This window comes from Rhizobium sp. P43 (assembly GCF_056730705.1).
This window is the reverse complement of record NZ_CM161539.1, coordinates 457,525-483,076: the sequence shown is the minus strand read 5'-3', so window position 1 is coordinate 483,076 and position 25,552 is coordinate 457,525. Positions and strand designations below refer to the sequence as shown.

20 protein-coding genes and 1 tRNA gene are annotated in these 25,552 nt (G+C 61.2%); 16 read left to right on the top strand and 5 right to left on the bottom strand.

Annotated features, from left to right (window positions below):
- Positions 1-113 precede the first annotated feature (113 nt).
- From AC1PUL_RS02270 to AC1PUL_RS02250, 5 genes are all read left to right on the top strand, one after another.
- Positions 114-1,160: a threonine aldolase family protein gene (locus AC1PUL_RS02270; RefSeq protein WP_480466428.1), complete on the top strand. Its 1,047-nt coding sequence runs from the start codon at positions 114-116 to the stop codon at positions 1,158-1,160.
- A gap of 145 nt (positions 1,161-1,305) precedes the next feature.
- Positions 1,306-1,608 carry a BufA1 family periplasmic bufferin-type metallophore gene (locus AC1PUL_RS02265; protein WP_480466427.1) on the top strand — a complete coding sequence of 101 codons (303 nt, stop codon included), beginning with the start codon at positions 1,306-1,308 and terminating at the stop codon, positions 1,606-1,608.
- Between the two features lie 77 nt (positions 1,609-1,685).
- Positions 1,686-2,606: an MNIO family bufferin maturase gene (gene bufB, locus AC1PUL_RS02260; RefSeq protein WP_480466426.1), complete on the top strand. Its 921-nt coding sequence runs from the start codon at positions 1,686-1,688 to the stop codon at positions 2,604-2,606.
- Positions 2,596-3,375: an HvfC/BufC N-terminal domain-containing protein gene (locus AC1PUL_RS02255; RefSeq protein ID WP_480466425.1), complete on the top strand. Its 780-nt coding sequence runs from the start codon at positions 2,596-2,598 to the stop codon at positions 3,373-3,375. The genes bufB and AC1PUL_RS02255 overlap by 11 nt, the downstream gene beginning before the upstream one ends.
- Positions 3,372-3,971, top strand: a complete 600-nt coding sequence (locus tag AC1PUL_RS02250) for a DoxX family protein (RefSeq protein WP_480466424.1) — start codon at positions 3,372-3,374, stop codon at positions 3,969-3,971. Before AC1PUL_RS02255 ends, AC1PUL_RS02250 begins: the two co-directional genes overlap by 4 nt.
- 27 nt (positions 3,972-3,998) lie before the next feature.
- Here AC1PUL_RS02250 and AC1PUL_RS02245 read toward each other — a convergent pair whose 3' ends face one another.
- A complete protein-coding gene (locus tag AC1PUL_RS02245) occupies positions 3,999-4,469 on the bottom strand; it encodes an Hsp20 family protein (RefSeq protein ID WP_480466423.1) in 471 nt (156 codons plus the stop codon).
- 398 nt (positions 4,470-4,867) lie between these two features.
- On the opposite strand from AC1PUL_RS02245, the gene AC1PUL_RS02240 reads away from it, so the two are divergent.
- Positions 4,868-5,857 carry an alpha/beta fold hydrolase gene (locus tag AC1PUL_RS02240; RefSeq protein WP_480466422.1) on the top strand — a complete coding sequence of 330 codons (990 nt, stop codon included), beginning with the start codon at positions 4,868-4,870 and terminating at the stop codon, positions 5,855-5,857.
- 9 nt (positions 5,858-5,866) lie between these two features.
- Here the strand turns inward: AC1PUL_RS02240 and hisN are convergent, their stop codons facing one another.
- Positions 5,867-6,643 (bottom strand): histidinol-phosphatase, encoded by a 777-nt coding sequence (gene hisN / locus AC1PUL_RS02235; protein WP_480466421.1) that lies wholly within the window; start codon positions 6,641-6,643, stop codon positions 5,867-5,869.
- 326 nt (positions 6,644-6,969) lie between these two features.
- Positions 6,970-7,845, bottom strand: a complete 876-nt coding sequence (locus AC1PUL_RS02230) for an N-formylglutamate amidohydrolase (protein WP_480466420.1) — start codon at positions 7,843-7,845, stop codon at positions 6,970-6,972.
- A gap of 198 nt (positions 7,846-8,043) precedes the next feature.
- Between AC1PUL_RS02230 and cpdR1 the strand changes: the two genes are divergently transcribed.
- From cpdR1 to AC1PUL_RS02215, 3 genes are all read left to right on the top strand, one after another.
- Positions 8,044-8,406 carry a response regulator CpdR1 gene (gene cpdR1, locus AC1PUL_RS02225; protein WP_006726917.1) on the top strand — a complete coding sequence of 121 codons (363 nt, stop codon included), beginning with the start codon at positions 8,044-8,046 and terminating at the stop codon, positions 8,404-8,406.
- 95 nt (positions 8,407-8,501) lie between these two features.
- Positions 8,502-8,576: transfer RNA gene (locus tag AC1PUL_RS02220), tRNA-Val, on the top strand.
- 209 nt (positions 8,577-8,785) lie between these two features.
- On the top strand, positions 8,786-9,580 hold the full coding sequence (locus AC1PUL_RS02215) for a DUF3800 domain-containing protein (RefSeq protein ID WP_480466419.1): 795 nt from the start codon (positions 8,786-8,788) through the stop codon (positions 9,578-9,580).
- 138 nt (positions 9,581-9,718) lie between these two features.
- On the opposite strand, the gene AC1PUL_RS02210 is transcribed toward AC1PUL_RS02215, so the two are convergent.
- Positions 9,719-10,156, bottom strand: coding sequence for a hypothetical protein (locus tag AC1PUL_RS02210; protein WP_480466418.1), 438 nt, complete (start codon positions 10,154-10,156; stop codon positions 9,719-9,721).
- Position 10,157: 1 nt separating this feature from the next.
- Positions 10,158-10,850: a fumarylacetoacetate hydrolase family protein gene (locus AC1PUL_RS02205; protein WP_480468460.1), complete on the bottom strand. Its 693-nt coding sequence runs from the start codon at positions 10,848-10,850 to the stop codon at positions 10,158-10,160.
- Positions 10,851-11,098: 248 nt separating this feature from the next.
- On the opposite strand from AC1PUL_RS02205, the gene AC1PUL_RS02200 reads away from it, so the two are divergent.
- The 7 genes from AC1PUL_RS02200 (at position 11,099) to glgB (ending at position 25,540) form a co-directional block, all read left to right on the top strand.
- Positions 11,099-12,526, top strand: coding sequence for a mannose-1-phosphate guanylyltransferase/mannose-6-phosphate isomerase (locus AC1PUL_RS02200; protein ID WP_480466417.1), 1,428 nt, complete (start codon positions 11,099-11,101; stop codon positions 12,524-12,526).
- 130 nt (positions 12,527-12,656) lie between these two features.
- On the top strand, positions 12,657-15,983 hold the full coding sequence (locus AC1PUL_RS02195; protein ID WP_480466416.1) for a transglutaminase family protein: 3,327 nt from the start codon (positions 12,657-12,659) through the stop codon (positions 15,981-15,983).
- A gap of 3 nt (positions 15,984-15,986) precedes the next feature.
- Entirely contained in the window at positions 15,987-18,401 is a 2,415-nt protein-coding gene (locus AC1PUL_RS02190; RefSeq protein ID WP_480466415.1) for a circularly permuted type 2 ATP-grasp protein, read from the top strand.
- A 4-nt stretch (positions 18,402-18,405) separates the two neighbouring features.
- On the top strand, positions 18,406-19,287 hold the full coding sequence (locus tag AC1PUL_RS02185) for a transglutaminase family protein (RefSeq protein WP_480466414.1): 882 nt from the start codon (positions 18,406-18,408) through the stop codon (positions 19,285-19,287).
- A gap of 93 nt (positions 19,288-19,380) precedes the next feature.
- Entirely contained in the window at positions 19,381-20,604 is a 1,224-nt protein-coding gene (locus AC1PUL_RS02180) for a VWA domain-containing protein (protein WP_480466413.1), read from the top strand.
- A 260-nt stretch (positions 20,605-20,864) separates the two neighbouring features.
- Complete coding sequence (locus AC1PUL_RS02175; RefSeq protein WP_480466412.1) at positions 20,865-23,327, top strand: glycogen/starch/alpha-glucan phosphorylase; 2,463 nt, start codon at positions 20,865-20,867, stop codon at positions 23,325-23,327.
- Complete coding sequence (glgB, locus tag AC1PUL_RS02170; RefSeq protein ID WP_480466411.1) at positions 23,327-25,540, top strand: 1,4-alpha-glucan branching protein GlgB; 2,214 nt, start codon at positions 23,327-23,329, stop codon at positions 25,538-25,540. Before AC1PUL_RS02175 ends, glgB begins: the two co-directional genes overlap by 1 nt.
- The last annotated feature ends 12 nt before the right edge of the window (positions 25,541-25,552 follow it).

Sequence of the window (25,552 nt, the reverse complement as noted above, 5' to 3'; positions counted from 1 at the left end):
TTCGGCTTCTTGCCAACTCATCGTCTTGAGCGCTGTGCAATGCCGGTCCGCATTGATCGTGAGGCTGAAAGGGCTAAAGTCCTCTCACCCGCCTTTGCCTCAGGAATGATCCCATGCACTTTGCTTCCGACAACTGGTCCGGCGCTCACCCGAGGATCGCCGAAAATCTCACCCGCCATGCCCAGGGCTTTGCCCCGGCCTATGGTACGAGCGACCTGGACACGGCGGTCGAAGAGCGCTTCTCAGAGATTTTCGAGCGCCAGGTTTCGGTCTTCTTCGTCGCAACCGGCACGGCCGCCAATTCGCTGGCGCTGGCAAGCGTGACCAAAGCCGGCGGCGTGAGTTTCTGTCACGCCGATGCCCACGTCAACGCGGATGAAGGCGGCGCGCCGGAATTCCTGACCGGCGGAACAAGGCTCTTCGGCGTCGAGGGAGCCGAAGGCAGGATCGACCCGAAGGCGCTCGAAGCCGCCATCTCGCGCTTCGAACCCGCCTCGCCCCATCACGGTCGCGCCATGGCAGTCACCGTCACCCAGGCGACCGAAGTCGGCACCGTCTATTCGCTCGATGAACTCGACGCGATCGCCGCCGTCGCCAAGGCCCGCAACCTGCCGCTCCATATGGATGGCGCCCGCTTCGCCAATGCCCTGGTGGCACTCGGCGCAAGCCCGGCCGAAATGACCTGGAAGCGCGGGATCGACATGCTGTCCTTCGGCGGCACGAAGAATGGTTGCTGGTGCGCCGAGGCGGTCGTCTTCTTCGATCAGAACATGGCAGCCGACATGCCCTTTATCCGCAAGCGCTCCGCCCAGCTCTTCTCCAAGAGCCGCTTCATCGCTGCCCAGCTCGAAGCCTACCTCGACGGCGATCTCTGGCTCGACCTCGCACGCCACGCGAATGCCATGGCCGATCGGCTACGCGAGGGGCTTGCCGCAAAGAACACGGCGCGCCTCGCCTGGGACACGACGGCCAACGAGGTCTTCGTCGTGATTGAAAAATCAGCCGCCGAGCGCGCGAGAGAAAAAGGCGCGCGATTTCATCCGTGGCAGGCGCCGCATGGCTGGCAACCCTTGCCGCAGGAAAACGAGACCCTAGTTAGACTGGTAACAAGCTTTGCCACGACAGTTGAGGAAGTTGATCAATTTCTAGAAGTCGTTTGACCGAAAGTTTTCTTACAGTCGAAACCTAGAGATTTGCTACAAAAAACCTTGACTTTCCAAAGCCGGAACTTCCCGACATGATGCATCTGTCAGCCCCGATGAGGGCTGGAACGACAACGCGCATCACGATCCGAGGAGAAGTTTCATGACCAAGACCACCATCAACACTGCGGCGCTGGCCGCCGCCGTCACCATGGCCATCGGCAGCGCCGCCCTTCTGTCGGGTCCGGCCGTCGCCCAGGAAAAGGAAAAGTGCTTCGGCGTTTCCATGGCCGGCAAGAACGATTGCGCCGCCGGCCCCGGCACCACCTGCGCCGGCACCTCCAAGGTCGACTACCAGGGCAATGCCTGGACCTATGTCGCCAAGGGCACCTGCACGACCATGGCACTGCCCGATGGCCGCATGGGCTCGCTGGAAGCCCTCGACCGCGACCTTCCCAAGGCCTGAGCCGATACGGCATCTGCGGCATGGCCGCAGGTGCCGTCCCCACAGAGTGTTTAACCTTTCTCCGAGAGGTGCAGGCCATGTCCGCTCGTGCCGAAGTAAAAACTGTTCGCCCTGACCACTGCGGGGATCGAGGATCCCGAAGGCTGCCTGCTCGCGCTGGCGCCGGTTTCAAGCCGCAACATGCCGAAGCGATCCAGGCTGATTCCTATCGGATCGGTTTTCTGGAAGTTCACGCGGAAAACTATATGGGCGCAGGCGGATATCCGCATCGAATGCTGAAACGCATGCGCGAGGACTTCGCACTTTCGATCCACGGCGTAGGACTTTCGATCGGCAGCCCCAGCGGCCTTGATCTGGAACATCTCAACCGCCTCAAGACCGTCGTCGATCGCTACCAGCCGGAACAGGTGTCCGAGCATCTCGCCTGGTCGACGCATGACAGCTATTTCTTCAACGACCTGCTTCCGGTCCCCTATGACGAGCCGACGCTGAACCGCGTTTGCGATCATATCGACCGGGTCCAGGAAACGCTTGGCCGCAGAATTCTGCTGGAAAACCCATCGACCTATCTCGGCTTTGAAGCCTCGACGATGTCCGAGACGGATTTCATCCGCGCGATCGTGCGCCGCACAGGCTGCGGGCTTCTTCTGGACATCAACAACGTCCATGTCTCAGCCACCAATCACGGCTATTCAGCCCATGATTATCTCGCCGATTTCCCGCTCTCTGAGGTCGCGGAAATCCATCTCGCCGGGCATGCTGAGGACATCGATGACGCAGGTCTGCCGCTTCTGATCGACAGCCACGATCGGCCGGTCGATGATCTCGTCTGGGATCTCTACGCCCATATCATTGACGGAATTGGCGCACTTCCAACGCTGATCGAATGGGACAACGAGGTGCCGGAATGGCCGGTGCTCCGGCATGAGGCGCAACGGGCAGAGGCAATCCTCGACCAATCCGAAGCAAAGAGCGCCGGATTACGTCATGCGTCCTGACCCCGTATCGAGTGGCGCCTTCGCCGAAGCGCTTGTCGAGCCCGACTTGCCCTTGCCTGCGGGGTTGACCGGCCGGGGCAATCCCGCACCGAGCAGACGCTTTGCCGTCTACCGCAACAACGTGACCGTATCCCTGGTCGACGCCATGGCATCGATCTTTCCGACGGTGCAAAATCTGGTGGGGGAGGACTTCTTCCGCGCCATGGCACGCCTCTACGTCGCCCATCACCCGCCGACGTCTCCGCTTCTCTTCACCTACGGCGAAACCTTTCCCTCCTTCCTGGAGAGCTTTCCGCCTGCTGCAGACTTGCCTTTCCTGGCGGATGTGGCGCGTGTCGAACGCCTCTGGCTCGATGCCTATCACGCCGCCGATGCCGATCCGCTCGATCCGATGGCACTTGGGCAAATCGCGCCCGAAGATCTGGCAGGCGTCGGCTTCGTGGCCCACCCGGCGGCCCGCCTCATGCGCTTGCGTTACGCGGCTGGCACGATCTGCCGACGAGATCGCGAGGGGACCTCTCTGGAGGGCTTCGACCCGACAAGTCCGGAAGCGGTGTTGATCACCCGCCCTGCCCTCGACGTGACCATTGAACCCCTACCCGCCGGAGGTGCGGCCTTTTTCGAAGCATTGCTGTCAGGCCGCTCGCTTGGCGACGCCTGCCTCGCTGCCAGCGAGGAGGATGCCGAGATCCCCGCCCTCATTGGTCTTGCAGTGACATCCGGCGCCTTCGCCGGCCTCCAAACGCATCATGAAAGTAAAAAGCCATGACCCTCGCCGTGTCGATCATCGAAATCTATCGCAAAACGGTTCGCCAGGTCGAGCCGATGCTCGACCGCTGGTTTCTTGGCCTTTTTGCGCGGCTGGTCTTTCTCGCGGTGCTTTTGCCCTACTACATCAACTCGGCGCTGACCAAATTCGACGGCCCCTTGGCGATCGCCGACAGCGCCTATTACCAGATCGCGCTCCCCGCTGTGGAAGCAGCCGGCGGCGACGTCTCCGCCGTCTCCTTCTTTCCCTGGGGGCTGATGGTTTTCTTCGGCTCCTATGGTGAGTTCATCCTGCCGCTGCTTCTCGTTGCAGGTCTCTTCACCCGCATCGCCGCCCTTGGCATGATCGGCTTCATCATCGTGCAGACCCTCACCGACATTCTCGTCCATAATGTCGATGCAATAACGATCGGCGCGCTCTTCGACCGCTTCCCCGACAGCGTCATCCTCGACCAGCGGCTCCTGTGGATCTTTCCGCTCGCCTATCTCGCCGTGAAGGGCGCAGGTCTCCTTTCGCTCGACAAGCTGCTGTGCACGATCTGGACGCGGCGCATGGCGGCAGACGAAAAAAGCGGCCGGCTTTCGCCGACCGCCTGACTGGGAGCTCGTGGAGCGCAGCTGCGCTTAGTTCACATGCGCCTCGATCGCCTTGGGGGCCGTGCCGACGGGTTCGGCGGCGATGGCAATCCGGCGGGGCTTCATGGCTTCGGGGATGTTGCGCAGGAGATCGATGTGCAACAGGCCGTTCTTCAGCGAGGCGGCGGTCACTTCCACATGGTCGGCAAGCTGGAAGCGGCGCTCGAAGGCGCGCTTGGCAATGCCGCGATAAAGGAATTCGCTCTGCTCGGCCTTCTCGTCCTCAAGCTTTTCACCCTTGACGGTCAGCACATGCGCATGCGCCTCGATCGAAAGCTCGGTTTCGTCGAAGCCGGCAACGGCCATAGTGATCCGGTAAAGGTTCTCGCCGGTGCGTTCGATGTTGTAGGGCGGGTAGCTCTGGGCCTGTTCCGGCTGACCGAGGCTGTCCAGCATGGTGAACAGGCGATCGAAACCGACGGTGGAACGGTAGAGAGGGGAAAAATCGACGTGACGCATGGTGTCCTCCTTGAAGCGACGTTGGCGTTTTCTTGGGGCCGCGGGCATCCCGCTTGGGGCGATGCTGGCGGCGGCTCACGGACCCGTTTGGCGTCCGCAACCCCGATGTGGGAAATGCTTTTCGCGAATTCAAGATCATCCCCATCCCGGCCAGACGGGCGCGATGAACTGTCGGTGAACGCCCGGTTCAAGCCGTATTCAACTTGCTATCACTAGGGTTCATGGCATCGGTTGTCTCGACCGACCGGGCCGGAGATATCGTCCCTTCCACTTCGGCCGGACTTCGCCGGAACCGCAGCCCTCAGTTTGCGGTTCCGGCTTTTTTCTTTGACTTCCGCCGGGCCAGCATCCTATCCCGGAGTACCAGAGGCGCTTTCAACCGACAGGCAGTTGCAGGCATGGATGCCATTCTTCACGCCACCCTAGGCAACCCGATCCCCGGCACACCCTTGGTCGGATTTTTCGAGGGCCATCGCGGCGTGCGGCTCCGCTATGCAGTCTTCCGGTCGCAAGCACCGAAGATACTCGGCACGATCGTTCTGCTCCACGGCCGCAACGAGACGATCGAGAAGTATTTTGAAACGATCCGCGAGCTGAACGAGCGCGGCTTCTGGGTCGCGACTTACGACTTCCGGGGTCAGGGTGGTTCCGAGCGGCTGTTGAAGGATCCCCGCCCGGGCTATGTCGCCCGTTTCGACCACTATATCCGCGACCTCGAAATCTTCCTCGAGCAGATCGTCCTGCCGGATACGCGCCTGCCCTTTTTCCTGGTCGCCCATTCGACGGGCGGTCTGATCGCGCTCAAGGCAGCACCCCGCCTTGCCAATCGCATCGAGCGCATGGTTCTGGCCGCTCCCTTCGTTGGGCTTGGAGGGCAGAGAACATCGCCGGAGAACATCCGCCGGCTCTCGATGCTGGCAAGCTTTACCGGCTTTGGCCGCGTCACACTCAACAAGGATGAACCACTGAAGCCCTTTGAAGGCAATCCACTGACATCGGACGCCACGCGCTTTGCACGCAACCAGCGCATTCTGATGGATCATCCGGAACTGGCACTGGGACCGCCCACAGCGCGCTGGATCTACGAAAGCCAGAAGGCCATCGATGCGATCCGACGCCCCGGGCATCTTGCCTCGATCACGGTTCCAACGGTCATTATCGCGCCCGGAAACGACCCTATCGTGCCATTCCATCATCAGGAATCGCTCGCCCAATATTTCCGTGCCGGACAGCTGGTTCCGGTGCCGGGCGCGCGGCATGAAATCTTCCAGGAGCAGGATCGCTACCGAAAGCAGGCACTCGCAGCGCTGTTTGCCTTCATGCCGGGCGGAGAACCCGAGCAGGCGGATGTGGCTGAAGACGCCATGGCTTCCAGTCTTGAGGCCTAAGCAACCGCCTCAGGGCCGTTTCAGCATCGCCATGGCCTCGGCATGCACGGCCTTTGAGCCCGCTGCGATGATCGAACCGCCCGCCTCCGGACGACCGCCGTCCCAGGTGGTGATCACCCCGCCGGCCTGTTCGATGATCGGAATCAGCGCGCCGACGTCATAGGGCTTGAGCACCGTCTCGATGACCAGGTCGACATGGCCAGCCGCCAGCAGGCAATAGGCGTAGCAGTCGACGCCGTAGCGGAATAGCTTCACCTTGTCCTGCACCGCCTGGAAGCGTTCGACCTCCCAGTCCTTGAAGAGATGCGGCGAGGTGGTGAAGAGGATCGCGTTTTCGAGGCTGCCGCAATCGCGAACCTGATTCTGCCGTTCGCCATCGGGGCCTGAGTACCAGGACCGCTCGCCATCGGCATAATAGCGCTCACCGGTGAACGGCTGTTCCATCAGACCCATCATCGAGCGGCCCTGTTCCTGGAAGCCGATCAGCGTGCCCCAGACGGGCACGCCGGAGATGAAGGCCCGTGTGCCATCAATCGGATCGATCACCCAGAGCTGATCGCTGTCCATGCGGATGTTTTCATGCTCTTCGCCAAGAATGCCATGGGTCGGGAATTCCGCTTCGATCAGCCGGCGGATGGCGATCTCGGCGGCCTGATCGCCTTCGGTGACAGGGTCAAAGCCAGCCTTCTCCTTGTTGACGACGGAGAGACCCGAGCGAAAGCGGGGAAGCGTCTCGGCCTTGGCGGCATCGGCAAGGCGGAAGAAGAAATCACGATCAGGGCGCATGAAAAAATCCGTCGTCTGGAGGGAGCTTCGTCTTAATGCCAGTTGCGCCGAAAGAAAACCTCCGCCGCGAGCCCTAACCGTGCCGTAGAACATGTCATCGGACGCCGCGCATGACGAAACTGCGTATTTTTTCGCCATGCCCAAAAATGCACCAAGATTCGGCTTGACAATGGTGCGCCGCAATATGTAACGTCACAGGTACAGTCTTTTGACTGTAAATACCCTCCTTGGGTGTTTCCTCCCTAGACTCAGCCGCGCCACGAGCGCGGTTTTTTTTGCCCGGCGCAGCACGTCGAGAGCAAGACATCACCAAGCTGAGGAATAGGCTATTCGGCCGCCAGCGCCCGGTCGCCAGCATAGTCGGCGACGAATGCGGCCATCTGCTCCATGAACACCGCGATCGAGCCGGCCAGAGCGGAGAAATCCGACCGCTTTTCAAGCGTTACTTCGTCGATATAGAGTGATCTGTTGACCTCGATCTGCAGGGCATGCAGACCACGCGCCGGACGGCCATAATGCTCGGTGATAAAACCGCCGGCATAAGGCTTGTTACGCACGGCCGTGAAGCCGAGATCCTCGAGAAACTGCAGGGCCGCCTGGCTGAGCTCCGCAGAGGCGCTCGTGCCATAGCGATCGCCGACAATGAAATCCGGTTTGAGGCCACTGCCGGCAACGCGGATATTGCCGGGCATCGAATGGCAATCGATCAACACGCCGAAGCCGAACACCGCATGGGTCCGGGCAATCAGTCGCCGAAGGCAGGCGTGATAGGGCTTGTAGCAGCTCTCGATCCGTTCCATGGCGACGGCAAGCGGCATGCGCCGCGCATAGATCTCCATATTCTCGGCAACAATACGCGGGATCGTCCCAAGCCCGCCGGCAACGCGCGCCGAATTGCTGTTGGCAAACGGCGGCAATGGATCGGAAAACATCCGCGGATCGAGCTCATAAGGCTCTCTGTTGACATCGACATAGGCACGCGGGAAGTGCGCGACCAGAAGCGGCGCGCCAAAGCTGGGTGCTGCCGAAAACAGCTCGTCAACATAATGATCTTCAGATCGGCGGATCGAGAGCTCGTCAAGCCGCGACTCATCTAGAAAGGTCAGTGGATACAGACGGCCGCTATGCGGCGAATTATAGACAAAGGGGATGGTCTGAGTCGCGGGCTCTCGAACCTCGAACAGCTCGATTTCGTTGGTCATCCGCTTCTCTGGCCCTCTTCTTTACCACGTCACAAACTTGTTGTGTTCGCCATGTTGCCAGTCACCCGTCGCAAAGTCCATACTGCCGGAAATGGCGCTGCAGGTTCAATTTTTCGTTGTTCACCGGTTCTTTACTGAGCCCAACCTAAAGTGAGCGGCTGCGGCCTTCCTAATGCAATCGAGTACAGCGGTCCCCAAATGACTCAGAAAATCCTTCTCGCCGAAGATGACAACGACATGCGCCGGTTCCTGGTGAAGGCGCTGGAAAAGGCAGGCTATAAAGTCTCCTCCTTCGACAACGGCGCCTCAGCCTATGATCGCCTGCGGGAAGAACCCTTCTCCCTTCTCCTGACAGACATCGTGATGCCGGAAATGGACGGCATTGAGCTGGCGCGCCGCGCCACTGAACTCGATCCGGACCTCAAGGTCATGTTCATCACCGGCTTTGCAGCCGTCGCATTGAACGCGGATTCGAAGGCGCCGAAAGACGCCAAGGTCCTCTCCAAGCCTTTCCACCTTCGCGATCTCGTCGACGAAGTGAACAAACTCCTTGCTGCATAAGGCCTGCCGAAGGGATTGGAAAAATCTCTTCATAAAACTGCAAAATGCCTATTGACGGGCGAAGCGGTTTTGTGGTCTTAAGCCGCTCATCGGATGGGCGTGTAGCTCAGCGGGAGAGCACTACGTTGACATCGTAGGGGTCACAGGTTCAATCCCTGTCACGCCCACCATTCGAATTCTTTCAAGGGCTTGCCGGAAACGGCGAGCCCTTTTGAGTTTTGGTCGGATTGACGCAATTTCGCCTCCCAACCCGGCATCAGGCCACCGCTTTTGACGTGAACCGATTCGCAATCCGGTTGACGGAAAAGTGGAACATCGCTCTCATCAACAATCTCTGGTCGGCAATTGATCCAACGAGCACTGATTGTGGAGAGAACGTATGCCTCATTCCTACGTCGCTTATATCGATGAGTCGGGGGACGACGGCCTTGGCAACTTTCGCGAGCCTGGTCGCCGCGGCGGGTCCTCGCGTTGGCTCGTTCTATCCGCCTGCGTTTTCCGACAGGTCTACACCCTGGAAGCGGTACGATGGCGCGATTCGATCTCGGACAAATTCGTCAACAAGAAAAGCCGAACGCTTCACTTCATGGAACTGAACCACGGACAGCGCACAGTCGCAGCACAAATGATCGCCACGCTACCACTCAGAACAATAAGCGTCATGGCGGCCAAGCCACCCATTCCCGTTGGCGTCTACTCAGCCAGGAACCAACTTTACTTCTACATGGCGCGATATCTGGTCGAGCGGATTTCTTGGCTTTGCCGCGATCACCGTCCCCAAGTTCCCGAAGGTGATGGACGAGTGCAGATAACCTTCTCGCGTCGCGGTGGCATGTCCTACGAGAGCTTTCGCGCTTATCTGGCTGATCTGAAAGATCAACCTGATGCTGATGTCAAAATCCATTGGCCGGTGATCGACATTGAGGCTGTGGACGCACAGGATCATAAAAAGAATGCGAGCCTTCAACTCGTTGATGCGGTTGCTTCGTCTTTCGCGGCAGCAGTCGAACCGGATTTCTATGGTAATTGCGAACTACGCTATGCAGAACTGCTACGCCCCGTGACGTATCATCGAAACGGCAACTATCTGAGCTATGGCGTGAAAGTTGTGCCGAGATATCAAGACTGTGGGCTGGACGGTCAGCAGACCAGGTTCATCGAGCTCTTCAAATGAAACGGCAGCCCCCCGGCCCATGATTGCGATTGCTCACCTGCAGTCTTTCGAGTGCTCTGGGTTGTTCCGGCGCATGGCTGCCCTCCCCACATATAGCATTCTCCACCTCCCATTTCCACGGCAATCTGGAAGCTCAGCTCACCGCTTCACCACCGTCACCTCATCCCCCGCATAGACCACCATATAGCCACCCGAAGGCTTCAGCGCCTCCGCCCTCGCCTCGAGCCAGCCGCGATAGGGCGCCTCCCGCCAGCTGGCTCCGGCCTCCGGCTCGACCAGCACCGTCAGCTGCGGCCCCTGCGCATACATCATCATCCGGCTGACACTCGGCTCCCATTCGGGTCCGAGCGTCGCATCCGTGCGCCAGAGACAGAAGAAGTCCCGGCAGGTCGCGGGCCTGACATCATAGGCGTCACAGCCACCACCGCTGAGACAGTGGCGACAGGGCTGGTTGGCCGGTTTGTCGAATTCCGCGATATCGGGAAGGATGCAGCATAGCGAACAGGTTCCACAGTCGCGGCCCGGCACCAGCGCCGGACCGGCTTCTGCTCCTCTTCGCCCGCCCACTGCCGTCACGTCAGGCCGCCGGTCCGATCGTGACCGCAATCGGCGTGAGCCCCTCGACAGCACCCGCCAGACGATCGCCCGGCTGCAGCGCCCCGACGCCAGACGGCGTGCCGGTGAAGATCAGGTCTCCGGGTGTCAGGTGATAATAGCGCGACAGATGGCTGATGATCTCGGGCACGGACCAGACCATTTCGTTGAGATGGCCCTCCTGGCGCAGGCTGCCATTGACGACGAGCGAGATGCGCTGTGCCTCAGGCGCGAATTCGGAGGCCGGCGTGATCGGGCCGATGACGGCAGACTCTTCAAACGCCTTTGAGATATCCCAGGGACGTTGCTTTTCCTTCATCGCGTTCTGCAGGTCGCGCCGCGTCATGTCGAGCCCGACGGCATAGCCGAACACCGCTTTCATCGCCTCTTCGGTCGACACCCGAAAAGCCGGCGCGCCGATCGCAATCACAAGTTCGATCTCGTGGTGATAATCCTCGGTGCCCGGCGGATAGGCAATGGAGCCGCCGTGAAGAACAAGGCCCGTCGGCGGCTTGGTAAAGTAGAAGGGCGCGACGCGATCGACCGTATTGCCAAGCTCGGCGGCATGCGCCGCATAATTGCGCCCGACGCAGAAGATGCGATGGATCGGGAAGCCAGCCTGCAGCCCCAGAACGGGAATAAGCGGGGCGGCCGGAATGGAAAACAGCGGGCGGATCTTGGACAAGGATGCTCTCTCTTCTGACTATGACGAACCGGCATGCGGGTGATGGCAGCATAGCGATGTCGCAAGGACAGTGCATCCGCGATGTTCAACCCGCATCCTCCATCGACGGGCTTGGAACATCAGCCCAAACATGTAACAAAACCGCCGCACCCGCGTTCAACAGCATATGCGGCACCACGGTCGCACCGAATTCGGCCGGGACGGAAACGCCCCGGCGAGACATCGAAAGGCAGATAAACATGAGCAACAAGATCGTGCCGGTCATCATGGCCGGCGGCAAGGGAACGCGGCTTTGGCCGCTGTCGCGCGCAGCCGCTGCGAAGCAGTTCATCCGCTTCCTCGGCGAAGAAACCTTGCTGCAGAAGACGCTCGCACGCGTCTCCGACAAGACGATCTATGAAGCCCCTGTCATCGTGACCAATGAGGATTTCCGCTTCCTCGTCGCCGAACAGGCCCGCGAGATCGGTATCGCGCTCGACGGCATCATTCTGGAGCCCGAGGCACGCAACACGGCAGCCGCCGTGGCTGCTGCCGCCGTCATCGTCGGTGAGCGCCATGGTAGCGACACGCTGATCCAGATCCTGCCCTCCGACCACGAGATCACCGTCGACGATATCTATCGCGGCTGCGTGGAAAAGGCTGCCCAGGCTGCCCGGAACGGCAAGATCGTCACGTTCGGCATCACGCCGACCGAACCCGCGACCGGCTATGGCTATATCGAGATCGGCGAGGATCTGGGAAGCGGCGTCCACAAGGTCTCGCGTTTCGTCGAAAAGCCCAAGGCAGACGTCGCTGAAAAGATGCTGGCGAGCGGTAACTATGCCTGGAACTCCGGCATGTTCGTCTTCTCCGCCGGCCAGATGATTGCAGAACTTCAGGCGCTCGCCCCCGAAGTGCTTGCCGCCGTCGAACAGTCGGTCGAGGGTGCCAAGGGCGATCTCGACTTCACCCGACTTGATGGGACAAGCTTTGGCCGCAGCCCCAGCATCTCCATCGACTATGCCGTCATGGAAAAGACCCCGAATGCAGCGGTTGTCCCCTCCCCGATCACCTGGTCCGATCTCGGCAGCTGGGATGCGATCTGGAAGCTTGCCGGCGGTGACGAGAACGGCAATGTCGTCAGCGGCAATGCGACCGTCTCGGACACCACCAATTCGCTCGTCATGTCGCGCAATGCGCATCTCGCGGTCCAGGGCATGGAAGGTGTTGCCGTCGTCGCCTCGGAAGATGCCGTCTATGTCGGCCGCCTCGACCGGGCCCAGGATGTCGGCAATCTGGTAAAGCTGCTCGCCGCCAACAAGGACACGGCGCATCTGACCGAGAACCACCCGACGGCGCTGCGTCCCTGGGGTGGCTATACCTCGATCCTCAACGGCGACCGCTTCCAGGTGAAGCGCCTCTTCGTCCATCCGGAAAAGAAGCTCTCGCTGCAGAAGCATCACCACCGCGCCGAACACTGGGTCTGCGTCAAGGGAACGGCGGAAGTGACGATCGACGACAAGGTCACCGTGCTGCACGAGAACCAGTCGATCTACATTCCGCAGGGCTCAGTCCATCGCCTCGCCAATCCGGGCAAGATCCGGCTTGAAGTCATCGAGGTCCAGACGGGCTCCTATCTCGGCGAGGACGACATCATCCGCCTGGTGGACGAATTCGGGCGAAGCTGATTTTCATCCAAATCGAAACCGGTTGGCCCGGCGGTTTCCACCGTCCGGGCCGCTTGCTTTATGGCGCTGCATTGCACAAGATCGATGCAAGCCGGAAAAAGCGGCAGGGCGAACAGCGAAGCGGTAACGAATGTCAATCAAGGCAAGCATTTATCATCTCACCCATTACATCTATGACAAGCCGGTCCGTCTTGGCCCCCAGATCATCCGGCTGAAGCCCGCTGCCCATTCGCGCACCAAGGTTCTCTCGCATTCGCTCAAGGTCACGCCCGAGAACCATTTCGTCAATCTGCAGCAGGATCCCTACGGCAACTATCTCGCCCGCTTCGTCTTTCCCGACCCGGTGACCGAGTTCAAGATCGAGGTCGATCTCGTCGCCGACATGACGGTCTACAATCCCTTCGACTTCTTCACCGAGGAAGTCGCGGTCAAATGGCCGTTCGACTATCCGGAGGATCTGAGGGACGACCTGAAGATCTATATGACACCGGAACCTGCGTCGCCGGCGCTCGATGCCTTCATGGCGACTGTCGACAGGACGCAAGGTCAGGGAACGGTCGACATGGTGGTCGGGCTGAATGCCCGCCTGCAGCAGGAGATCGGCTATGTCATCCGCATGGAGCCCGGCGTCCAGACGCCGGAGGATACGCTGACATCGGCCCGCGGCTCCTGCCGTGATTCGAGCTGGCTGTTCGTCCAGATCCTGCGCCGCCTCGGTTTTGCCGCCCGTTTTGTCTCTGGCTATCTCATCCAGCTCGCACCGGACCTGAAGGCACTCGACGGCCCTTCGGGCACAGAGGTCGATTTCACCGACCTGCATGCCTGGACCGAGGTCTACATCCCCGGCGCCGGCTGGATCGGCCTCGACCCCACCTCCGGTCTCTTGACCGGCGAAAGCCATATTCCGCTCGCCGCCACGCCCCATTACAAGAACGCAGCCCCGATTTCAGGCGGCTATTTCGGCGAGGCGAACACCGATTTCGCTTTCGACATGCAGGTCAAGCGTGTCGCCGAACACCCCCGCATCACCAAGCCCTTCTCCGACGACAGCTGGGACGCACTCAATCACCTCGGCCACAAGGTCGATGCCGAGCTGCAGGCCCGTGACATCAGGCTCACCATGGGCGGTGAGCCGACTTTCGTTTCCATAGACGACTTCCAGTCGGACGAGTGGAACACCGCAGCCGTCGGCCCGACCAAGCGTGACAAGGCCGACCAGCTGATCCGCCGGCTGCGCGACCGTTTCGCGCCGGGCGGCTTCCTGCATTACGGCCAGGGCAAGTGGTATCCGGGCGAAAGCCTGCCGCGCTGGACCTTTTCGCTCTATTGGCGCCGCGACAACAAGCCGGTCTGGCGCAATCCCGACCTGATCGCGGTCGAGAACCGGAGATACAGCGTCGGCCATGACGATGCCGCCCGCCTGTTGCAGGCGATCGCGACCGAGCTCGATATCCCCAGCGAAAACGTCGCACCCGCCTTCGAGGATCCCGCCGAATGGATCATCAAGGAAGCGAGCCTGCCGGAAAACGTCGACCCGGCCAATTCGAAGCTCAAGGACCCTGAAGAGCGCAACCGCATCGCCAGGGTGTTTGGCAACGGGCTGACCAATCCCGCCGGCTACGTGCTGCCGGTCCAGGCCTGGCAGGGACGTTCCACGGGGCGCCAGTGGGTCAGCGAAAAATGGCGGACCCGGCGCGGGCGGCTTTATCTCGTGCCGGGCGACAGCCCCGTCGGCTTCCGCCTGCCGCTGAACTCCCTGCCCTATGTCGCGCCCTCGATGTATCCCTACATCAACCCCGTCGACCCGACGGTGGAAAAGCCGCCGCTGCCGGACTTCGCGACCGACAAGGGCCGCGCCATGCCAGAGCATTCGGTGAAGACCGAGACCGGCCAGCAGACGCAGATGGGCCAGTCGTTCGAGGAGATCGGCGGACGTGTGCGCACTGCGATTTCGGTTGAAGTGCGCGACGGTCGCGTCTGCGTCTTCATGCCCCCGACCGAAGCGCTCGAGGACTATCTCGATCTCATCGCCTCGGCCGAACGCGCGGCGGCAGCACTCAACCTGCCCGTCCACATCGAGGGCTATACACCGCCCCATGACGAACGGCTGAACGTCATCCGCGTCGCGCCCGATCCCGGCGTCATCGAGGTCAACATCCACCCTGCCTATGACTGGGAGGATTGCGTCGCCACCACCACGGCGATCTACGAGGAAGCGCGCCTGTGCCGCCTTGGCGCCGACAAGTTCATGATCGACGGCCGCCATTGCGGCACCGGTGGCGGCAACCATGTCGTCGTCGGCGGTGCAACGCCGAACGACAGCCCGTTCCTCCGCCGCCCGGACCTGCTGAAGAGCCTGGTCCTGCACTGGCAGCGCCATCCCTCGCTGTCCTATCTCTTCTCCGGTCTGTTCATCGGCCCGACCAGCCAGGCGCCACGCTTTGACGAAGCCCGGCACGATTCGCTCTATCAGCTCGAAATCGCCATGGCGCAGATCCCCATGCCCGATCAGGGCATGGCACCGCCACTGCCATGGCTCGTCGACCGCCTGTTCCGCAACCTGCTGGTCGACGTCACCGGCAACACGCATCGCTCGGAAATCTGCATCGACAAGCTCTTCTCGCCGGATGGTCCGACAGGCAGGCTTGGCCTTGTCGAATTCCGCGGCTTCGAGATGCCACCGAATGCCCGCATGTCGCTGGCCCAACAGCTGCTGATCCGCGCGCTGATTGCCCGCTTCTGGAAGAACCCGATCGGCGGCCGTTTCGTCCGCTGGGGCACGAGCCTGCATGATCGCTTCATGCTGCCACATTACATCTGGCAGGACTTCCTCGAAGTGCTGGCCGACCTCCGCCAGAACGGCTTCGACTTCAAGCCGGAATGGTTTGCAGCCCAGCTGGAATTCCGCTTCCCCTTCTACGGCGAAGTCGAATACGAAGGCTCCAAGCTCGAATTGCGTGGCGCGCTCGAACCCTGGCATGTGATGGGCGAACAGGGGGCGATCGGCGGAACGGTGCGGTATGTGGACTCGTCCGTCGAGCGTCTGCAGGTGAAGCTGGAGACGGCCAACCCCGATCGCTTCACTGTCGCCTGCAACGGGCGCGCAGTCCCGCTGCGCAAGACGGATGTCAACGGCATCGCCGTCGCCGGCGTTCGTTACAAGGCCTGGCAGCCGGCATCGGGCCTGCATCCGGTTTTACCCGTCAACACACCGCTAACATTCGACATCTATGATACATGGTCCGGCCGATCGATCGGAGGCTGCGTCTACCACGTCGCCCATCCCGGTGGCCGGAATTACGATACTTTCCCTGTGAATGGGAATGAAGCGGAAGCCCGTCGGCTTGCACGTTTCGAGCCATGGGGCCATACAGCCGGCTCCTATTCCCTATGGCCCGAAGCCGTGTCGCCGGAATTCCCGCACACTTTGGACCTGAGAAGACCGCAAGGTATCTGATTGATGGCACAGAAGACGGCAGCGGAGCTTTCCCCGCCAGACGCGCCGAAGAGCAAGGCCCGCACGGCCGGCTATCGCGCGCTGTCGGGCGCTGCCGACGAGATGATCGACAACAAGGGCAATGTCCGGCCTGTCTGGCAGGCGCTTGTTTCGGCCATAGACACCATGCCGGAGGAAGATCTGCACGAGCGCTTCGCCCGTGCCGACCGCTATCTGCGCGACGCCGGCGTCTTCTACCGCGCCTATGGTTCCGGCGGATCAAGCGAGCGCGCCTGGCCTTTCTCGCATATCCCGGTGATGATCTCGGAACCCGAGTGGCAGGTTCTGGCCGACGGCCTGGTCCAGCGCGCGAACCTGCTGGAAGCGGTCGTTGCCGACATCTACTCGGAAAACAGACTGGTGCAGGAAGGCTTCCTGCCCCCCCAGCTGATTGCCTCGAATCCTGAATTCCTGCGACCGCTCGTCGGCATCAAGCCGGCCGGCGGTCACTACCTGCATTTCTGTTCCTTCGAAATTGGTCGCGGCCCCGACGGCAACTGGTGGGTTCTCGCTGACCGGACGCAGGCGCCCTCTGGTGCAGGCTTTGCGCTGGAAAACCGCGTAGCCACCGCCCGCGCCTTTTCCGACGTTTATGCCGAAACCCATGTCCACCGGCTTGCGTCGTTCTTCGGCGCCTTCCGCAAGGCGCTTCAGGCCCGCACCCGCAGCACGGACGAGCGCATCGCCGTCCTGTCACCGGGCCCCGCCAACGAGACCTATTTCGAACACGCCTATATCGCCCGCTATCTCGGCATCATGCTGCTGGAGGGCGAAGACCTGACGATCGTCAACGGTCGTGTCATGGTTCGCACCGTGGCCGGCCTGAAACCCGTCAGCGTGCTCTGGCGCCGCCTGGATGCCGCCTTCGCCGATCCGCTCGAACTCGACCAGAACTCCTATATCGGCACGCCCGGCATGGTGCAGGCACTGCGCAATGGCGCCGTCACCTTCGTCAACGCGCTCGGCTCGGGCATTCTCGAAACGCGCGCGCTTCTCGCCTTCATGCCCACCCTCTCGCGCCATCTGCTCGGCGAGGAACTGAAGCTGCCCTCGATCGCCACCTGGTGGTGCGGCCAGAAGGCGGAGCGCGAGCATGTGGCAGCGCATCTCGACCGCATGGTGATCGGCTCCGCCTTCTCGCGCCTGCCCTTCTTCGACGATGGCGGGCGCTCGGTCATGGGGTCGCGCTACAAGGACCCGCAAGGCCGGACCACCGCCGAATGGCTGGAGACGGAAGCCGGCAATCTCGTCGGGCAGGAAGTCGTGACGCTCTCGACGACGCCGGCCATGGTCGACGGCAAGCTGACCCCGCGCCCGATGTCGCTGCGCGTCTTCGCAGCCCGCACGCAAAACGGCTGGCAGATCATGCCGGGCGGCTTTGCCCGCATCGGCAGCGGCTCGGACGTGTCGGCCATCGCCATGCAATCCGGCGGAAGTGCCGCCGATGTCTGGATCGTCTCCGACAAGCCCGTGGATCGCACGTCGCTGCTGCCGGCCGAGGAAACCTTTACCCGCAACATGCCGGGCAGCCTGCCGAGCCGTGCGGCCGACAACCTCTTCTGGCTGGGTCGCTACATCGAGCGGGCCGAAGGCGTGCTTCGCATCCTGCGGGCCTGGCATGCCCGTTATGCCGAAAGCGCCAATCCGGACCAGCCTTTGCTTGCCTTCGTCACGGAATACCTCTCGGACATCGATGTCGATACGAAGTCCGGTGTGCCGGAAAGCCTGCTGCGCAACATCGACAGCGCCGTCTATTCGGCCAGCAACATCCGCGACCGCTTCTCGCCCGATGGATGGCTGGCGCTGAACGATCTGTCGAAAACCGCGAAACGCTTCCACGAGCGCGTGAAGCCGGGCGACGACGCGGCCCATGCGATGACGATCCTGTTGCGCAAGCTGGCGGGCTTTGCCGGTCTCGTGCATGAGAACATGTACCGGTTTACCGGCTGGCGCTTCCTGACCATCGGCCGCTTGCTGGAACGCGGCCTGCACATGACGCGTCTGCTCGGCCACATGACAGGCCCAGACGCGCCCGACGGCTCGCTCGATATGCTGCTCGAAATCGGCGACAACGTCATGACCCATCGCCGCCGCTACAATGTGTCGACGGCACGGCTGACGGTGACCGACCTTCTGGCGCTCGATCCGCTCAACCCACGCTCGATCCTCTTCCAGCTGAACGAGATCCGCATCGAGGTCGAGCAACTGCCGAACGCCATGGTCAACGGCCAGATGTCGAGCCTCTTCCGCGAGGCCATGCGTCTGCATTCGGGCTTGGCCGTGATGACGCCGGAGACCATGAGCGCCGACGTCTATACCAGTCTCGAGCGGGAACTGGAGAAACTCTCCGACATTCTCGCCCAAACCTATCTGAGCTGACGCGATGCTCTACGACCTCTCGCTCCATATCGGCTATCATTACGAGGTCCCGGCATCCGGTGCCCATCACATGCTGCGCTTGCTGCCGCTCTCCCTGCCGGATCGCCAGCGGCTGATCGCCGGCGCAATCACCGTGACCCCGGAGCCGGACGAGATCTCCACTTTCAGCGACTTCTTTCGCCATCCGACCAGCCACGCCATCCTGCGCGGTCCGCACGAGAAGCTGGATATCCGCATGCAGGCCCGCGTCATGGTGCAGGCCCAGCCGATCGCTGCGGATTTCTCACCACTGCTCGACCGCCTTCCACAGGAGATCGCGGAAACCTGGTCGCTCGACGCTGAATCGCCGCATCATTTCCTCGGCACCAGCCCCCGCCTGCCCCGCGACAAGGCAATCGCGGCCTATGTCCGCGGGATGCTGAAACCCAGCATGACGGTTCGCCAGATCGCAGAAATACTCTGCAGTCGTATTCACAAGGACTTCAAATACGACGCGGAGGCAACGACGGTCGATACAACGCCGGCGGAGGCCTTCGCCAAGAAGCGCGGCGTGTGCCAGGATTTCAGCCATGTTATGATCGTGGCGCTGCGCAGCCTCGGCATCCCCGCCGGCTATGTCAGTGGCTTTCTGCGCACGATCCCGCCTCCGGGCAAGGAACGGCTCGAAGGTGCAGACGCCATGCATGCCTGGGTCAGGGTCTGGTGCGGCAAACTCACAGGCTGGATCGAGCTCGACCCGACCAATGACATCATCGCCGGCACGGACCACATCGTGGTCGGCTATGGGCGGGACTATGCCGATGTCGCCCCGGTGATCGGGGTTCTGAAAAGCTATGGATCGCATCAGACGGCCCAGGCTGTCGATGTCATCCCCGTACGGCAATAATCTCCATTGATTCAAATTTAAGCAATCCATTTAAAGCGGATGCAATAACTTCTGGTCTAAAACCGTCCAAACGCTGATTTTTGGATGGACATGATGACTACCACAGACAGCCGCGGCAAATCTCTCTTTGGACGCTTCTGGCGCGACCGTGCCGGGAACTTCGGTATTGCCACTGCGATCATCCTGCCGGTGACGGCAGCGACAGCCGGTATTGCGCTTGACTACAACCAGGTGGTCCAGGTGCGCAACGCCTTGCAGGATTCGGCCGACTCCGCCGTGCTTTCCGCCGCCAACGCCTTGGCGAAGGACAAGACCATGTCGGACAAGGAGGCGCTCGACATGGCATGCAAGTTCATGAAGGCGCAGTTCTACAACGTCATCCCAGATGCAAAGACGAACGATTCCATTCCGGGCGAAACGACACCCGTCGATCCGCTCGACAGTGCAATCGGGACCGTGACCCGCAACAAGAGCACGTCGGGCAACACTTACGACGTGACGTTGACCACCGACTTCGTCGTAAAGACCAACGGCATGACCGCGCTTCTTGGCTGGGAAGAGATGAAGGTCGGGGTCACGGCAACGGCGCGCGCGACGACCGAGAGCAAGAATGCCATGTCGATGTATCTCGTTCTCGACCGATCCGGCTCAATGGCCTGGGACACCGAGACCATCAACGAAGCACAGCCAACGAAGACGGTCTACTACAACTGCGGATCCTCGTGGAGACCGAGAACCTGCAGCTACGAGGCGGACAATTACATCATCAAGATCGACGCTCTGAAAATGGCGGTCGCGAGCCTGACCACGCAGCTCGACACCGCCGATCCTGAGGATCGCTACGTGCGGACGGCGGCCGTTTCCTATGAAGCGAGGATGCATACGCCCGTCGCCTTCGATTGGGGCACATCGCATACCCTGAGCTACGTGCAGGACCTGATCGCCGAGGGCGGCACGGACTCATCCGATGCGATGGCCCGCGCCTATTCCGACATCATCAAGGCGAGTGAAGACACGGCGCACAAGAACAGGAACGGTCAGCAACCGAGCAAGTTCATCCTGTTCATGACCGACGGCGACAACAACTTCTCCAGCGCCGATACCGAAACACTGGCCACTTGCACTGCCGCCAAGAAAGACGGGATCCAGATCTACACCGTGGCGTTCATGGCGCCCAAGAAGGGACAAGGGCTTCTTAAGGCCTGCGCTTCGAGCCCCTCAAACTACTACGACGCACAGGACGCGGCGGAACTTGTCGCGGCATTCAAGGAAATCGGTGACAAGGCTGTCGAGGCGGCAACCCGTCTCACCAACTGATCCGATCAAATCGATTTAGTTTTTGACATCAATCAGGCCGTGGCCAACTCGACCGCGGCCTTATCGTATCTTCGTGTTTCAGAGATAAAACAATCAGAACAGAGACTTGCCTGAATTGTAGGCAGCTTTAACAAATTTTTCGGCTGAGCATTGCGCCTGTTGCAACTGTTTCATTTCGATGCGTAAACTGGCGAAACAGGGGCCGGCATCGACAATCGCATCGGAACCGGTCGGAGACACGAACAACGCCAGGCGGACCGATGATCAAGACTCCCCACAAAGTCGACCTTCCCCTTCCCAAGCGCGGCGTTTCCGATCCGGACGCCCTGGCCGCCGAGATCATGGACAAGCTGACCTACAGCATCGGCAAGGACGCGAAGGTCGCGACCCCGCATGACTGGCTGACCGCAACGATCCTCGTGGTGCGTGACCGCATCATCGACACCTGGATGGAATCGACCCGCAATACCTATATGAACAACGGCAAGCGGGTTTATTATCTTTCGCTTGAATTCCTGATCGGCCGCCTGCTGCGCGACGCCATGTCGAACCTCGGCCTGATCGACAACATCCGACAGGCGCTCTCCTCGCTCTCCGTCGAGTTTGACGTCATTGCCGGCCTTGAGCCCGATGCTGCACTCGGCAATGGTGGTCTGGGACGTCTGGCCGCCTGTTTCATGGAGAGCATGGCGACCGTCAACATCCCGGCTTACGGCTACGGCATCCGATATGTCCACGGCCTCTTCCGCCAGCAGATGGCGGAGGGCTGGCAGGTCGAACTGCCGGAAAGCTGGCTCGCCCATGGCAACCCCTGGGAATTCGAGCGCCGCGAAAGCTCCTACGAAGTCGGCTTCGGCGGCACGGTCGAGACCGTCGACGGGCCCGACGGTGAGCCGCGTTACGTGTGGAAACAGGGCGAGCGCGTCATTGCCACCGCCTATGACACGCCCGCCGTTGGCTGGCGTGGCGAGCGAGTCAACACGCTGCGTCTCTGGTCGGCCCAACCGATCGACCCGATCCTGCTCGATGCCTTCAATGCCGGCGACCATATCGGCGCGCTGCGCGAGAGCAACAAGGCGGAATCGCTGACCCGCGTTCTCTACCCGGCGGATGCCACGCCTGCCGGCCAGGAACTGCGCCTGCGCCAGGAATTCTTCTTCTGTTCGGCATCGCTGCAGGACATTGTCCGCCGTCACCTGCAGCAGGGCAATACGCTCGCCCAGCTGCCGGAAAAGGTGGCGATCCAGCTCAACGACACCCATCCCGCCGTCTCCGTCGCCGAACTGATGCGCCTGCTGGTCGATGTTCACGGTGTCGCCTTCGATGAAGCCTGGGAGATCTCCTCCAAGACCTTCTCCTACACCAACCACACGCTGCTTCCGGAAGCGCTGGAAAGCTGGCCGGTGCCGCTCTTCGAGCGGCTGCTGCCGCGCCACATGCAGCTGGTCTATGCGATCAACGCCAAGGTCCTGCTTGATGCTCGCAAGAAGCGCGGCTTCAACGACCACGAGATCCGCCAGATTTCGCTGATCGACGAAAGCGGCGACCGCCGCGTGCGCATGGGCAATCTCGCCTTCATGGGCTCGCATTCGATCAATGGCGTGTCGGCACTGCATACCGAGCTGATGAAGGAGACGGTCTTTGCCGATCTCCACAAGCTTTACCCCACCCGCATCAACAACAAGACCAACGGCATCACTCCACGCCGCTGGCTAATGCAGTGCAATCCGGCTCTCACCGACCTGATCAAGGAAGCCATCGGACCAGAATTCCTGGATGATGCGACCAAGCTGAAGGGCCTCGACGCCTTCGCCGATGATGCAGCCTTCCAGCAGAAATTCGCAGCGGTGAAATTCGCCAACAAGCAGAAGCTTGCCGGCCTCGTCGCCAGCCGCATGGGCATCAAGCTCGATCCGCACGCGATGTTCGACATCCAGATCAAGCGCATCCACGAATACAAGCGCCAGCTCCTAAACATTATCGAGACGGTCGCGCTTTTCGACCAGATCCGCTCGCATCCCGAGCGGGACTGGGTGCCGCGCGTCAAGCTCTTCGCCGGCAAGGCCGCACCGAGCTACCACAATGCCAAGCTCATCATCAAACTGGCGAACGATGTTGCCCGCGTCATCAACACCGACCCCTCGGTGCGCGGCCTGCTGAAGGTCGTCTTCATTCCCAACTACAATGTCTCGCTGGCCGAAGTCATGGTGCCCGCGGCCGACCTCTCCGAACAGATTTCCACCGCCGGCATGGAAGCATCTGGAACCGGGAACATGAAGTTCGCGTTGAACGGTGCATTGACCATTGGAACGCTCGACGGCGCCAATGTCGAAATGCGCGATCATGTGGGCGAGGAGAACATCGTGATTTTTGGAATGACCGCCGACGAGGTCGGTCGCGTGCGCGCCGAGGGGCATAATCCCCGCGCCGCCATCGAAGCCTCTCGCGAGCTGCAGCAGGCCCTTGCGGCGATTGCCTCGGGCGTCTTCTCGCCTGACGACCGTGACCGCTATGTCGATCTGATGCAGGGCATCTATCAGCATGACTGGTTCATGGTCGCCGCTGACTTCGATGCCTATGCCAAGGCCCAGCGGGATGTTGACGCGATCTGGACGGACAAAACGGCCTGGTACTCCAAGACTATTCGCAACACAGCGCGCATGGGCTGGTTCTCGTCGGACCGCACCATCCGGCAATACAACGCGGACATCTGGAGAGCTTGATGGCAAAATCACCGAAGAGGAGCGGTGACGTAGCAAAGCCGGACACACCGTCGGCAGCAGAAATCGAGGCGATCATCCAGGGCACCCATGGTGACCCCTTTGCCTTTCTCGGTGTGCATGAGGCAGGCGCCGGCCATGTCGCACGCTGCTTCATTCCAGGCGCGGAGACCGTAGTCGCCCACAATCTGGCCGGCGAACCGATTGGCGAACTGGTCCGGCATCATGATGCGGGCTTCTTCTCCGGGCCCGTCAAGCTGGATGGCGTCTTGCCCGTGCGCTATCGCGCCACGCGCGGTGACGCCGAATGGACGGTCACCGATCCCTACAGCTTCTGGCCAATCCTCGGGCCGATGGATGACTATTTCATCCGCGAAGGCTCGCATCTGCGCCTTTTCGACAAGATGGGCGCCCATCCCATGAGGCACCAGGGCGTCGACGGCTTCCATTTCGCCGTCTGGGCCCCCAACGCCCGCCGTGTTTCGGTCGTTGGCGACTTCAACGACTGGGACGGGCGCCGCCACGTCATGCGGCTGCGCCGCGACACCGGCATCTGGGAGATCTTTGCGCCTGATGTCCGGACCGGTGCCACCTACAAGTTCGAGATCGTCGGACCACATGGCGAGCTTCAGCCGCTCAAGGCCGACCCCTATGCCCGGCGCGCCGAGATGCGCCCGAAGAACGCATCGGTAACGACGGCAGAGCTCGAACAGGTCTGGGAAGACGAGGCACATCGCAAGCATTGGGCGAGCATCGACCAGCGACGCCAGCCGATCTCGATTTATGAGGTGCATGCCGGCTCATGGCAGCGCCGCGATGACGGCTCGATGCTCTCCTGGGATGAGATGGCGGCAAGGCTGATCCCCTACTGCGTCGACATGGGCTTCACCCATATCGAATTCCTGCCCATCACCGAGCATCCCTACGACCCCTCCTGGGGCTACCAGACCACGGGCCTCTATGCGCCCAGCGCCCGCTTCGGCGAGCCGGAGGGTTTTGCGCGCTTCGTCAACGGCTGCCACAAGGTCGGCTTGAGCGTCATCCTGGACTGGGTGCCGGCCCATTTCCCGACGGATGCCCACGGGCTTCGCCATTTCGATGGCACGGCACTCTACGAACACGCCGATCCCCGTCAGGGCTTCCACCCCGACTGGAACACGGCGATCTACAATTTCGGCCGTGTCGAGGTTTCGTCCTACCTGATCAACAACGCGCTCTACTGGGCGGAAAAATTCCATCTCGACGGGTTGCGCGTCGATGCGGTCGCCTCAATGCTCTACCTCGACTACTCCCGCAAGGAAGGCGAGTGGATCCCCAACGAATATGGTGGGCGCGAAAATCTGGAGTCGGTTCGCTTCCTGCAGCAGATGAACCACCATGTCTATGGCAGCCATCCCGGCATCATGACCATTGCCGAGGAGAGCACCTCCTGGCCGAAGGTCTCCCAGCCGGTCCATGAAGGCGGCCTCGGCTTCGGCTTCAAGTGGAACATGGGCTTCATGCACGACACCCTGAGCTACTTTGCCCGGGATCCGATCTACAGGAAGTATCATCACCAGGAGCTGACCTTCGGTCTGCTCTATGCCTTCTCGGAGAATTTCGTCCTGCCGATCTCCCACGACGAAGTGGTACACGGCAAGGGTTCGATGATCGCCAAGATGCCGGGCGATGACTGGCAGAAGTTCGCCAATCTCCGCGCCTATTACGGCTATATGTGGGGTCATCCTGGCAAGAAGCTGCTCTTCATGGGCCAGGAATTCGCCCAATGGGGCGAGTGGTCGGAAGCCCGTTCCCTGGATTGGAACCTGCTCGACTACGCCCCGCATGAAGGCATGCGGCGCCTGGTCCGTGACTTGAACTTCACCTATCGCTCCAAGCCGGCTCTGCACGCCCGCGACTGCGAGGGCGAAGGCTTCGAGTGGATCAATGCCGACGACCAGGAAAACTCGGTTCTCGCCTGGCTGCGCAAGGCGCCTGGTGAAAAGCCGATTGCCGTCGTCTGCAACCTGACGCCGAACTATCACGAGCGATACGAATTGAGCTTGCCTGCAGCAGGCCGTTGGCGTGAGATACTGAACACCGATGCCGAAATCTATGGTGGTAGCGGCAAGGGCAATGGTGGCCGCGTGGAGGCGCATGCCACGGGAAGCGGATGGGCAAAAGCAGGGCTGACGCTCCCGCCGCTGGCCGTGATCATGCTGGAATTGGAACAGTAAGGGGAGGAAAGA